The organism is Planctomycetaceae bacterium, assembly GCA_041398785.1.
In the GTDB taxonomy this organism is placed as follows: domain Bacteria; phylum Planctomycetota; class Planctomycetia; order Planctomycetales; family Planctomycetaceae; genus JAWKUA01.
In genome coordinates this window covers 270,819-283,159 of the sequence record JAWKUA010000006.1, presented here as the reverse complement: position 1 = coordinate 283,159, position 12,341 = coordinate 270,819, and the positions used below count along the sequence as shown (strand labels likewise).

Below are 12,341 nucleotides of genomic sequence, written 5' to 3'. Positions count from 1 at the left end.
TGTAACGGCGGCTGGCGGACCGACGTCTATTCTCTTGTCACCACACAATCCAGATTCAGAATCAGACTGGCCGCCAGGGTGTACGCGGCCAGTTCCGGCACGTCCAGGTCGTGACTCTGCGGCGATTCGCCGACACTGACAAGCTGCCGGGCTTCATCGGGGTCCGCAGCGAACGCTGCCGAATAATGCTCCACAGAATCCAGCAGTACGTTCAGTTCCTCGGTACTCGGCAGACGGCACGTCGCCTGCTGAAAGGCATACGACAATCGCTGCTTCGGGTCATTGCCGCATTTCAGCAGAGACTGCGCCGCCAGGACTCGAGCGGCTTCCAAAAACGTCACGTCGTTCATCACCGCCAGAGCCTGCAGCGGCGTGTTGGTGCGCGAACGCTTGACGGTGCAGGATTCGCGGGAGGTCGCGTCGAACGTGGCCATCATCGGCGGCGCAACGGTTCGCTTCCAGTATGTGTAAAGACTTCGTCGGTACAGGTCCGCTCCCTGTGATTGCCGGTATTCGGTGTCCGTGGCAATCTCTTCCCACAGACCCGGCGGCTGGTAAGGCTTGACCGAAGGACCGCCGACGCGTTCCGTCAGCAATCCGCTGACGGCCAGTGCCTGATCGCGAATCGTTTCCGCGTCGAGTCGCAGTCGGGGAGCTCTTGCCAGCAGACGGTTCTCCGGATCGCGCGCCAGTCCGTCTTCCGTCAGCCGTGACGATTGCCGATACGTGGCGCTCATCACGATCAGCTTGTGCATGTGTTTCATGTCCCAGCCGGAACGGACAAACTCCGTGGCCAGCCAGTCCAGCAGTTCCGGGTGCGTCGGCCGTTCTCCCTGAACGCCGAAGTCTTCCGTGGTGCGGACCAGGCCGGCTCCGAAATGATGCTGCCAGAACCGATTCACTGCAACGCGAGCCGTCAGCGGATTCGCCGGACTGACCAGCCACCTGGCCAGCGCCAGACGATTGTTGCGTTCATCCGCGGGCAGCGGCGGAAAAATGTCCGGTACGCCCGGCGTCACGCGTTCTCCCGGCTTGTCGTATTGCCCGCGAACAAGGACATACGTGTCGCGCGGAGTGCTGCGTTCTTCCATCACCATGACCGTCGGCAGTTGCTCCCGGAAATCCCGGAGTTCGGATTTCTGTTGTCGCAACCGGTGATGCGCGTTGCGAATTTCCTTGTCAGCGTGCTGCTCAAGATAAAAGGCTCGCAGCCGCGCGGCCTGTCCGGCGTTTCGTTCGCCGGCAGGGATGGCCAGCAGTTCCGCAATTGTGGAAGGCGTTGCCAGGATGCGGACTTCTTCGGGATTCAGGTCGCGGTTGTAAACTCGCACGTCGTCGATCTCGCCGCGAAACGTTCGGTGTCCGGCACCAATTCGCAGCGGCTGTTTTGTGGCAAACGTCTGGTTGATGGCGTCAAGGTGAACCTGCAGTTCCGCGGGTTCTCCGTCGATGTAAAGATGAATGCCGCTCGCTTTCCGCAGTCCGTCGTACGTTGCGACAATGTGATGCCAGCGACCGCGTTCCAGTTGACGATGCGTTTCGACACGGATGCAATCGTCCAGCCAGCGTTTGACCAGGTTCAGTTGAACGTGGCCGTTCTGCAAATGCAGGTAGTAGCCGTCGCCCTGATCGACCGGAGTCATTCGTGAAACCAGTGTGCCGTCGCTTCCGTCCGGCCGAACCCAGCAGGCGATGGACAGCCGATCGAAGTATCCGAAGTCGGCCAAGTCGCCGGCTTCGATGATCGACGATCCGTCGAGCTTCGCCGCGGCGCCAAAGACTCCCGCAGTGAATTCTGCGGCAACCGTCGCGTCGGGGTCATGCTGAGACACGACGCGGCCTGTTGAACTGCCGCCGCTGACAGAACCGGCAGCCACATCGCTGGCATCACCATCGCTGTCGCCGATCGTGTTGACGAGGTTGTCGTTCAGTTCGTAGTGGGCCACCAGGCCATCGGCCACCAGCCGTCCGCCGCTGGCGGTGATGGCATTCGGTTCGTCGGCAAGCTGACTTCGCGCTGACTGCTCCCATGCCGCCTGACCTTCGAGAAACGCCGGCTGCAGCGCTTCGACCAGACGTTCCGTTTCGGCGATGGCGGCCTGCTTCTGTGAAAGCTGCCGGCGCTGCGAGCTTGTGGGAGCGACGACATACGGTGGAGAGTTGCCTTCCTTGATGGCTCGGCCGTGTTCCGGAACGTTATTGAAGTACGCAAAGACCTGGTAGAACTCCCGCTGCGTGACGGGGTCGTACTTGTGGTCGTGACATCGCGCGCAGCCGAGAGTCAGTCCCAGCCAGACGGTTGCGGTTGTGTCGACGCGATCCACGACATATTCCACCTGGAACTCTTCGGGAATGATGCCGCCTTCGGCGTTTCCGCGATGATTGCGGTTGAAACCGGTGGCAATTCGCTGTTCCAGCGTCGCACCAGGCAACAGGTCTCCGGCAAGCTGTTCGATGGTGAAATCATCGTACGGCTGGTTGTTGTTGAACGCGTCAATCACCCAATCTCGCCACCGCCACATGTCGCGGGGACCGTCGTTTTGGTAGCCGCTGGTGTCGGCGTACCGCGCGGCATCCAGCCACTGCATCGCCATTCTCTCGCCGTATCGCGGAGACTGCAGCAGCCGATCCACCAGACGTTCGTAGGACTGCGGGCTTTGATCGTTGACGAAGTCGTCCACTTCGCTGATCGTCGGCGGCAGACCGGTCAGATCCAGCGCCACGCGTCGGATCAGGCGTTTCCGGTCGGCCTCCGCGGACGGCTGAATTTGCTCGGACTCCAGGCGGGCCAGGATGAAGTCGTCAATCGGATTGATGCGCCACGACGTGTTTGTCGTTTCCGGCAGCGGAGGCGCGACCGGAGCCACGAAGGCCCAGTGATCCTGCCACGAAGCTCCCTGGCTGATCCACGACGTCAGCATTTCGATCTGAGCGTCGTCCAGAGTAAGGCCTGAATCCGGCGGCGGCATCTGCTGCTCGGGATCATCGGACGTGATTCGGCGATGCAGTTCGCTTTCCTGCGGGCTGCCTGGCACGATCGCGCGGCGGCCGTCGTGTTCGGCGAATGCGCCGGCTTTGGTATCGAGTCGCAATTCGCTGACTCGCTGAGATGCGTCGGGGCCGTGGCATTTGAAACACTTGTCGGCAAGGATCGGCTGAACGTCCCGGCTGAAGTCAACGCGACCGGCCGGTTCGTCGGCGAACGTTCCGGAAAGGCTCAGCAGGAATGGCAGCGTGCCGCGCAACAATGCCGTGGGACTCATCATTCGGATGGCTCCTGTCGCGGTTCGATCCAGAGGCAAGTATCCGGGCGAGTATCTGTTCGTGAAGCGGACGGTACATTCTGCCAATGGCGGTTGCTGATGTCGAACGCCAGGACGGAGCCGGATGCCGTCGAAAACTGCCGACACGGGCGTGCGCGTCGCACTCCGAACCAGGCGGCGCCTGATACACCGCAGACGGCGGTCGAAGCGGAATCCACAGCTCAGTCTCGCCGAGACGGAAGCAACTGTCGTTCGGCGCCTGGTGTGCAAGCGAGATTCCTTCAAAAAGCGAGGCGGGACCGCATGTGACGTCCCAGCGAGAAACGACAACGTCGCCTCGTCACACCCCAATTTCAACTCAACCCGGACGACCGGAAGGGGCATTCGGCAGGTTGGTTTGCACGCCACAGCGCCGCGGGCAAGAATCTACAGGGTCCCCGGAAGGCCCGTGGAAAATCCCGCCGGAAGCCGGTCGTTCCCGGCACGCTCGACGGAGTTTGCAGCGATGTCCGACGAAACTGAAACTCTGTATGACCGGATCGGCGGAGCGGCCACCGTGTCGCGACTGGTCGACAAGTTCTATTCACGCATATTGAACGATCCCCAGTTGCGACCGTTCTTCGCCGACACGTCCATTGAGCGTCTGACGTCGATGCAGAAGGAGTTCTTTGCCGCGGCGCTGGATGGTCCGGTTCGCCGCACCGATCTGGACCTTGCCTATATCCATCAGGGCCGCGGCATCCGGCGGCGTCACTTCAGTTTGTTCGTAAACCACCTGATCGCCGTACTGGAAGACGAAGAAATCATCGACAACCGCGACGCGATGGACATCGTCGACAGAATCTCGACCTACGTTGACGAGATTATCGGCGAGGCCGGCGGTTCGGGAGATTAGTAAAGCGACAATGACGACTCCCAGCGAACCCTGTCTTCCAGGAATGAACTCTACTGCGCGGCAGCATGTCGCGGTTGTCGACAGAGTTCGGCAACTGGCCACCGATACCTGGGCCGTCAGAGTTCGTCAGCCGGATCTCGCGCGCTGCGTTGTGCCCGGACAGTTTTTCATGCTGCGACCGGTGAAGGGCAGTGATCCATTGCTCGGTCGGCCGTTTGCCCTTTACGACACATATCGCGACGAAAACGGTGAACCCAGCGGCGTGGAATTTGGATTTGTCGTCGTGGGCAAACTGACTTCGCTGATGGCCGGATGGCGCGCAGGCGAAACGGCGGAAATCTGGGGACCGCTCGGCAACGGATTTCCACCGCCCGATGCGAAGCACCTGGTCTGTGTCGCCGGCGGCATCGGGCAGACACCGTTTCTCGCCGTCGTGCGCGAAGCATTGGGGGTTGAAGCGTACGGCGATCCCGCGCGGCGACCGTCCAGCCGGCCGGATTCGGTGACGCTTTGTTACGGGGCCCGGTCGAAGAACTTTCTGGCCGGCCTGGACGATTTCAGCATTCCGGGCCTGACGGTGGAGATCTCCACAGACGACGGTTCCGCCGGAGTTCACGGCTTTGTGACCGAATTGTTGCGGACGCGGCTGGAGGAATGTTCCACCGACACACAGGTCTATTGCTGCGGGCCGGAACCGATGATGCACACTGTCGCGGATCTCTGCCGGCAGGCGTCCGTTCCGTGCCTGCTTTCACTTGAGACGCCAATGGCCTGCGGTTTCGGTGCCTGCTTCAGTTGCGTGGCGAAGGTTCGCGAAGATGACGGGTCGTGGGACTACCGCCGCACTTGCGTCGAAGGGCCGGTATTCGATTCCAGGCGGCTGGTACTTTCCTGACCCGCAAAATCCGTCCGGCGGACGAACCCGTGGCGCTGATCGGCGCTTTGCGAATGGAGACAAGCGCCGGGTGGTCGTGCCGGACCGATTCGGGGTTGTGTTTTTCCTGCAGTTGTTCGATCGTTCCCGTGTCGGTTGACGGCAACACGTTCAGGCAGGCTGCCAGGATGACTCAGCGATGAAGGAACACCGGACAGTTCGAACCGATTCGGAACATGGCGGGCGTCAGGCCTCATCGCCAGCGTCGCAGCAATCTGAGGTCGCGCAAATCCGGAAGCCTCCCGTCGTTCTAATGCTGCTGGGACTGCTGCCGTGTCTGGCCTCACTGGTGTTTGCCACGACCGACACGAAGCTTTCGCCCCTGACGGACACTAAACGGCGTCCCGGCCTGCAGTTTGAAAGGCACCTGGATTTTCACGACGTCAGGACGCGGGACCTGGTGCCTCAGCTCGTTTCCGAGTTTTACTTTCGGAACACCGGATCGGAGACCGTGCGCTTTGGAGAGATCCAGCGAAGTTGCGGCTGCATGAGCCCTGCTTTGAGTTCCGATTCAGTGGCCCCCGGCGAAACGGGAGTTCTTCGCGTTCCGATCGCCACGGCTCAGCAGAGCCCCGGCAAACATGACTATCTGCTAACCGTCAACTATACCGATCCCGAGCCGCAGCAGGTTGTGCTGTGCGTGAAGGCCGTGTTCCCGGATCAGATGGTCGTGCTGCGTCCGCGAGCCCTGTTTCTTTCACAATCGAGCAACTCTCCGATTCGCCATGCCTTTTCAATCGACGATTTTCGACCAGATCCGCTGAAGGTCGTTGGCGTAAAGTCCGGAAGTTCGCTGGTGAAGGCCGAAGCGGGTTCCCGGGAGAACCTGCCGGATGGCGGTGCGTCGACGGAAATCGATGTGGAGATTCCGGGCGACTTTCCCCCGGGACGCCACGTGTTTCCCGTTGAAGTCGTGACGGATGACGCGGAATTTCCGTTGCTTACGATGCCGGTCTGGGTGACTGGCCCCGCGCGGCCGGCCGATCAGGACGTTTCCGTGAAGCCGCAATATGCCGTGCTGGTGGCGAATCGCCCCGGCGGCGAACCCGAGTTCGTGTCGGTGGACATTCCGTCGAGCTGGGAAGTGTCCCACGTCGAAGCATGGCCCGAGGAACTGGATGTTCGCTACGACTCCCAGCCGGCCTCCGGAAGTCAGCGTCATCACCTGCTGCTGCAAATTCGTCTGCCTGAAACCCCGAAAATGCGTCACCTGGACGGTGTGATCACGATCCACGCCAATGAGTCGCACGACCTGGTAACCGTGCCGGTGAAGCTGCAGTGGCTGTAAAGGCAAACGGTGTTTTGTCGACGTCCCACCGCATGAGGCGGTAGCCTGGCGCGCGATGAGTTGATTCCCGCGTTTTTTCCCGAATTGAGGAAGCAGCGCCGAGCTGGTTGAATTGACATCGTCGGTCAGTACCATCCCGCCTCCGCCGTTTTTTCAGCCGCGTCCTCTGTACGCGCCGATCAGGCGGCTGCTGTGCGGTACATTGGCCGATTCACCGGTCACCCGCGGACATCTGGACGAGAATCTCTGGCGCCGGGAGTGCAGGAATGGCTTTGAAAGTAGGAATCAACGGTTTCGGGCGCATCGGGCGCATTACGTTTCGAGCTCTTGCGAGTCGTCCGTCTGAATTTAGTGTCGTCGCAATCAACGACCTTGGCGACCCGCAGGATCTGGCCAACCTGCTGAAATACGACAGCGTTCACGGGCGATTTAACGGGACCGTTGCCGTTGAGGGCGATTCGCTGGTCGTGAACGGCAACAAGATCAAGGTCTGTGCCGAACGCAACCCGGCGGACCTGCCGTGGAAGGAACTGGGCGTCGAAGTTGCTCTGGAATCCACCGGATTCTTCACCAACCGCGCGGCCGACGGGAAACCGGGTTTTGATTCCCACATCCAGGCGGGAGCTCGCAAGGTTGTGATTTCCGCTCCCGCAAAGGGGCCCGACCTGACCGTCGTTCTGGGAGTCAACGACAACAAATTAACTGCGGATCACCACTGTATTTCTAATGCCAGCTGCACAACCAACTGCCTGGCTCCGATGGTGAAGGTCCTGAACGAAAAATTCGGGCTCGAACACGGCCTGATGACAACTGTTCATGCTTACACCAACGATCAAAAGGTTGCTGACCAGTTGCACAAGGATCCGCGTCGTTCTCGCGCGGCGGCAATTAACATCATTCCCACGTCGACCGGGGCGGCGAAAGCTGTGGGCGAAGTATTGCCGGAAGTGGCTGGCAAGCTGACCGGTTATGCGCTCCGTGTCCCGGTTCCGACGGGCAGCGCGACCGACCTGACCGCCGTCCTGTCGAAAAATGCGACCGCGGAAGAAATCAATGCGGCCATGAAAGCGGCTGCCGCCGGGCCGCTCAAGGGCGTGCTCGAATACACGGAGGATCCCATCGTTTCCAGCGACATCATCGGAAATCCCAACAGCTGCATTTTCGATGGTTCGTTTACGCACGTTGTGGGCGGGAACATGATCAAGGTTCTGGGCTGGTACGACAACGAATACGGCTATTCCTCACGCACGGTCGACCTGATCAAGAAGATCGCAAGTCTTTAAACACAGGCAGCTTAGCGTGTTCGGGGAGGCGTTTCTGTCAGGCGCGAGCCGTGGCAGTGTCCCGAAGCCTGTTGGTGACTATCATGAAGCCTGCCGGTGTGGCATCATCGGCAGGCTTCTTTTGCGCCCGTATCAGGGCCGGCGGCACAACTCCTCCGCGTGTTAACGGAATTCTCACGATTGCTGCGGTTCGACTGGACTTGCTCGCAACACGGCGTGAAAATACCGGCTTCGCGCGAATTTGCGGCTGACGTTACGTCACCCGTTGAATGGGCGACCCGACCTCAAGAGCAGTCAATCTCAGATCCTGCAACTGCGACAAACCGAATGAAGAACCGTGACGCGATGCTTCAGCATCTGCGGGAAAACCGTCCCGTCATCGCTCCCTCGATGCTGAAGTGCGATTTCGGCAATCTGCGACGTGAACTGGAACAGCTCGATGCTGCTCATTTTCCCGTCCTGCATCTTGACGTGATGGACGGCCATTTCGTGCCGAATCTGTCCTATGGTGCGATGGTGATTGAACGGATGCGGCCACTGACGTCGACGCCGTTTGATGCGCACCTGATGATTTCTGATCCGGCAAAATACGTGGACGAATACGTCAGGGCGGGTTGCCAGGCAATCACGTTTCATCTGGAAGCCGTGCCACAGCCCGTGGAGCTGTTAACGGCGATTCGCGATCAGGATATTGTCGCCGGACTGGCGATCAATCCGGAGACACCCATCGAAGCTGCGGAACCGTTTCTGGAAGCTTGTGACCTGCTGCTGGTGATGAGCGTTCATCCGGGGTTCGGGGGCCAGGCATTCATTCCCGGGGTTCTCAGCAAGGTCGTTCGGGCGAGAGAAATCGCTGGCGACGAGCTGGTGATTTCCATCGACGGCGGTGTGTCGGTGAAAACGATCGGCGAATGTGCGGCCGCCGGAGCGGACCTGTTCGTCGCGGGCAGTGCCGTCTTCGACCACGCGGATTACGGCCGGGCCGCCAGGATTCTGGCCGAAGCCGCCGTCACTGCCGAAGCTCAGGCGTGAGGGAGACAGGCATGGCAACAGTCGCACTCATTCGCCCCGGTTGTACCGATTACGACACGCAGCAGCGTCTGCTGGGCGCTCTCGAAATGCCGATGAACAAGCGCGGAATGGAGCAGGTTCAGGAAGCGGTCCGGCAGATTCAGCGTGAGGGCCTGCGTCTGGAAGTCATCTACGCGGCTCCGCTGGAACCGGCAATCAGTACCGCCGTTGCAATCGGCAGAGCTTTGGACGATGTTAAGGTCAAGGAGCTGGACGAGCTGCGAAACGTCAACCAGGGCCTGTGGCAGGGCCTGCCGGAGGCCGATGTTCGCAGGAGGTACCCTCGTGTTTTCCGCCTTGGACGTGAGAAGCCCCAGAGTATTTGTCCGCCGGAAGGCGAAACACTGGCCGATGCCTGCCGTCGTCTGACAAAGGTCATCAACAAGGCCATTCGAAAGCACCACGTGTTTGCGATTGTGGCGTCAGAACCGATGGCCACCGTCATCCGGTGTACGCTGCAGCAGCGAGGGACCTCGGTCGACGCGTGCCTCAAGGGCGAAGAATGCAGCGCGGCCGTGGAATGTTTTGACACAAATGAATTCGATGCCGGAGCATTCGTGAATTCGGACCCGGAATCCGATGCCTCAGGCGCCGCGTCGGCTGCCATCACGCAGGAGTCACCCGCCAAATGAGCACAGCAGGCCAGTCTCGACAACAATCCTGGTTGCAATACATGAAACGTCCCAAACGCGGAGTTCCCGAAGGTCTGTGGCTGCGGTGCGACGGATGCGGCGCGACCGTGTTTCGCAACCAGGTCGAGGATCACCTGAACATCTGCCCGGAATGCGATCACCACTTCTACGTTCCCACCCGAACGCGGATCCGCCAGCTTCTGGACCCGGACAGTTTTGAGGAATGGTTCGCAAACCTGACGGCCGGCGATCCGCTGAATTTTGCCGATCGCAAGAGCTACCGCGAACGGATCGCCGACGAACAGCGCAAGACCGGCATGAAGGACGCCTGCACCGTCGGCCGCGGGTATATGCGCGGGCGCCCGCTGGTCTTCGGAATGACCGACTCGGCGTTCATCATGGGCAGCATGGGGTCCGTTGTCGGTGAAAAGCTGACGCGGGCCATTGAGCAGGCCACGGAACTGTCGCTGCCACTGGTGATTGTCAGCGGCTCAGGCGGCGGCGCTCGAATGCACGAAGGCATCTTTTCTCTGATGCAGATGGGGAAAGTCTCCGCGGCGCTGGCACGATTTCACCGGGCACGCGGATTGTTTATTTCTGTGCTGACGAATCCCACGATGGGCGGTGTCGCGGCAAGTTTTGCGTCGCTGGGCGACGTCGTGATCGCGGAACCGCGGGCTCTGATCGGTTTTGCCGGGCCGCGAGTCGTTCAGGCGACCTGCAAGATCGAACTGCCGGAAGGATTTCAGACCAGTGAGTTCCTGCTGAAGCATGGATTCGTCGACCGCATTGTGCATCGTGCACAGTTGCGAACGGAGCTGGCACGACTGATCGACTACTGCACGCGCTAACCCGTCGTCCGACCGCCGCAACGGATTTGCCGCGCCTGAGGAGTTTGTCCCGAGTTGCGGAGTCCGAAACTACCATGTTCGAAAAACTGTTCGGAAAAAAGGATGCCGTCCCGAAGACGGATATCAGCAAACGCTTCAACCTGATCGGCCGTGTCGGGCAGGGCAGCATGTCGCGCGTCTGGAAGGCGGAAGACTATGCTGCGGGAAACCGCCTGGTGGCTCTGAAGGTTCTTGATCTCGAAAAGACCAAGCGCTACGAAGGCCGTTTCAGCGGTCTGAACAAGCCCGGCGAAGCTGAAATCGCGATGTCGCTGCATCATCCGCACATCGTGCAGACGCTGGAAGCAGGCGTTACCACCGAAGACGAGCCGTTTCTGGTCATGGAGTACATCGAAGGTTCCGGACTTGGCCTGCTGGTCGATCTGCAGTCTGAGCAGATGCGGCGATACCGGCTGCGATACATGATTCAGATCGGCGAGGCGCTGCACTATTTTCATCAGCAAAACTGGATCCACCGCGACCTGTGCCCGCGAAACGTCATGGTCGCCGAAGATAACCAGATCAAGCTGATCGACTTCGGACTGGCTGTCCCGAATACCGCAGATTTTCGAAAGCCGGGTAACCGAACCGGGACCGCCAACTACATGGCGCCGGAACTCATCAAGCGGCAACCGACCGACCAGAGAATCGATGTCTTCGCCTACGCTGTCACCTGCTTCGAAATGTACGCAAAACGGCACCCCTGGGACGCCGCCGTGACGCTCGACGCCGTGCTGCAGCACATCAACAAGCCGCCGGAGGAAATCACCGCGCTTGTTCCGAAAATTGATGCACAGATCGCCAGCGTCATCATGAAGGGCTTGGCAGCGGATCCGGACGACCGCTGGAGCACGGCTGCCGAAATGGTGAAGGAATTTCGTGAATCGGAAGCACGGCTGGTGCAGGCCGCCCGACGGGCTGCTGCTCAAAAACAGAAGAAACCGGCCGCAAAGCCCGTCTCTGCTCAATCCACCCTCGCGCAACCCACTTCGGAACAACCTTCTTCCGCAAAGCCCGCCAGCGCTCAATCGGCCTCGGCACAACCGGCCTCCTCAAAGCCCGCATCGGCAAAGCCAGCCGTCGCCAAACCGAAGTCCGGACCTGACGCGAAGCCGGTCCCTGCCGTCAAAGCGAAACCGAAATCTGCGGCGAAGGTCGTTCCGGGGAAAAAGTCAAAGCCTCGCAGGAATCCGGAGCCCGATCGGAACCCCGATCAGTCGGAATAAGGTCCGGTGTTATGCGGGGAGGGCACCTCTGTCGCTGACTGCGAGCCTTGCTCGAAAACCCGTGTCAGTTGTTGCAAAGCCGCCAGATTCCGCCGGGACTGCCGTTCCGTTAAGTTTCGGGCAAAACAACAACGAAGACTTTGCTGTCGTTCAACGCTCGATTCCGCGGCCTGCAGAAGTCGTGACCACACTCCGGTCAGGCCAATCGTCAAGTTGCTCTGTTGGTGACTTCGCCGTGACGGACAGCCGCCAATCGCAGGAAGATGCCTTTTCATGTCAGCCGAAAATCCCCGGACAGATCGTCACGACGATCCGGCCGTTACGCTTCCCAGGATTGTTCCGAGAGATTCGGACCAATACAGCGAAAGCCTTGCCAACGCTTTGACAGCGGCCCGGTGCGCTGACGAAATGCGTGGCGTGGACATCATGGTCCTGGATCTGACGAAGCTGACGTCCATCGTCGACTTCTTCGTGATTGTCACCGGCACCAGCCGACGGCAGATGCACGCCATCGCCGACGAGGTCAACCGAAAACTGAAACGCGAACAGGGAAACGCTCGGTTGAGCATTGAAGGATACCGCACGGAAGGCAACTGGATTCTGACCGACTACGGCGATGTCGTGCTGCATGTCTTCACTCAGCAAGGCCGGCAACTGTACAACCTGGAAGAACTCTGGGCCGATGCCGAACGAATCGACTGGCGAGTCCCCGCTTCCGAATGAACGCGTGCGGCCGGTCTCCCGTGGATCGAAAGCGGATGCTCGAACTCAAGTGAACCCAGCCAGCGCTGCGTCGGTGTTGAGCCGATGAACGGTTGGCCACGGCTGAACTGTGCAGGGGCTGAACTTTGCCGGGGGG

The 12,341-nt window shown here is 60.2% G+C and carries 10 protein-coding genes; 9 read left to right on the top strand and 1 reads right to left on the bottom strand.

Annotated features, from left to right (window positions below):
• Positions 1-26: 26 nt before the first annotated feature.
• The gene (locus R3C19_09585; protein ID MEZ6060601.1) at positions 27-3,266 is read right to left on the bottom strand and encodes a DUF1553 domain-containing protein; all 3,240 of its coding nucleotides are present in this window, start codon (positions 3,264-3,266) and stop codon (positions 27-29) included.
• Positions 3,267-3,768: 502 nt separating this feature from the next.
• Here R3C19_09585 and R3C19_09580 point away from each other — a divergent pair.
• The 9 genes from R3C19_09580 (at position 3,769) to rsfS (ending at position 12,205) form a co-directional block, all read left to right on the top strand.
• A complete protein-coding gene (locus R3C19_09580; protein ID MEZ6060600.1) occupies positions 3,769-4,158 on the top strand; it encodes a group 1 truncated hemoglobin in 390 nt (129 codons plus the stop codon).
• 43 nt (positions 4,159-4,201) lie between these two features.
• The gene (locus R3C19_09575; GenBank protein MEZ6060599.1) at positions 4,202-5,053 is read left to right on the top strand and encodes a dihydroorotate dehydrogenase electron transfer subunit; all 852 of its coding nucleotides are present in this window, start codon (positions 4,202-4,204) and stop codon (positions 5,051-5,053) included.
• Positions 5,054-5,345: 292 nt separating this feature from the next.
• A complete protein-coding gene (locus tag R3C19_09570; protein ID MEZ6060598.1) occupies positions 5,346-6,380 on the top strand; it encodes a DUF1573 domain-containing protein in 1,035 nt (344 codons plus the stop codon).
• A 266-nt stretch (positions 6,381-6,646) separates the two neighbouring features.
• Positions 6,647-7,663 carry a type I glyceraldehyde-3-phosphate dehydrogenase gene (gene gap, locus R3C19_09565; protein ID MEZ6060597.1) on the top strand — a complete coding sequence of 339 codons (1,017 nt, stop codon included), beginning with the start codon at positions 6,647-6,649 and terminating at the stop codon, positions 7,661-7,663.
• 327 nt (positions 7,664-7,990) lie between these two features.
• Positions 7,991-8,695 (top strand): ribulose-phosphate 3-epimerase, encoded by a 705-nt coding sequence (rpe, locus tag R3C19_09560; protein ID MEZ6060596.1) that lies wholly within the window; start codon positions 7,991-7,993, stop codon positions 8,693-8,695.
• An 11-nt stretch (positions 8,696-8,706) separates the two neighbouring features.
• Positions 8,707-9,366: a histidine phosphatase family protein gene (locus tag R3C19_09555; protein MEZ6060595.1), complete on the top strand. Its 660-nt coding sequence runs from the start codon at positions 8,707-8,709 to the stop codon at positions 9,364-9,366.
• Positions 9,367-9,407: 41 nt separating this feature from the next.
• Positions 9,408-10,217: an acetyl-CoA carboxylase, carboxyltransferase subunit beta gene (accD, locus tag R3C19_09550; protein ID MEZ6060594.1), complete on the top strand. Its 810-nt coding sequence runs from the start codon at positions 9,408-9,410 to the stop codon at positions 10,215-10,217.
• A 74-nt stretch (positions 10,218-10,291) separates the two neighbouring features.
• The gene (locus tag R3C19_09545; protein ID MEZ6060593.1) at positions 10,292-11,482 is read left to right on the top strand and encodes a protein kinase; all 1,191 of its coding nucleotides are present in this window, start codon (positions 10,292-10,294) and stop codon (positions 11,480-11,482) included.
• Positions 11,483-11,755: 273 nt separating this feature from the next.
• On the top strand, positions 11,756-12,205 hold the full coding sequence (gene rsfS, locus R3C19_09540) for a ribosome silencing factor (GenBank protein MEZ6060592.1): 450 nt from the start codon (positions 11,756-11,758) through the stop codon (positions 12,203-12,205).
• Positions 12,206-12,341 lie beyond the last annotated feature (136 nt).

Coding starts and splice junctions, on each gene's coding strand:
- R3C19_09585 (MEZ6060601.1), bottom strand. CDS start 3,266: ATGATGAGTCCCACGGCATTGTTGCGCGGCACGCTGCCATTCCTGCTG.
- R3C19_09580 (MEZ6060600.1), top strand. CDS start 3,769: ATGTCCGACGAAACTGAAACTCTGTATGACCGGATCGGCGGAGCGGCC.
- R3C19_09575 (MEZ6060599.1), top strand. CDS start 4,202: ATGAACTCTACTGCGCGGCAGCATGTCGCGGTTGTCGACAGAGTTCGG.
- R3C19_09570 (MEZ6060598.1), top strand. CDS start 5,346: ATGCTGCTGGGACTGCTGCCGTGTCTGGCCTCACTGGTGTTTGCCACG.
- gap (MEZ6060597.1), top strand. CDS start 6,647: ATGGCTTTGAAAGTAGGAATCAACGGTTTCGGGCGCATCGGGCGCATT.
- rpe (MEZ6060596.1), top strand. CDS start 7,991: ATGAAGAACCGTGACGCGATGCTTCAGCATCTGCGGGAAAACCGTCCC.
- R3C19_09555 (MEZ6060595.1), top strand. CDS start 8,707: ATGGCAACAGTCGCACTCATTCGCCCCGGTTGTACCGATTACGACACG.
- accD (MEZ6060594.1), top strand. CDS start 9,408: ATGAAACGTCCCAAACGCGGAGTTCCCGAAGGTCTGTGGCTGCGGTGC.
- R3C19_09545 (MEZ6060593.1), top strand. CDS start 10,292: ATGTTCGAAAAACTGTTCGGAAAAAAGGATGCCGTCCCGAAGACGGAT.
- rsfS (MEZ6060592.1), top strand. CDS start 11,756: ATGTCAGCCGAAAATCCCCGGACAGATCGTCACGACGATCCGGCCGTT.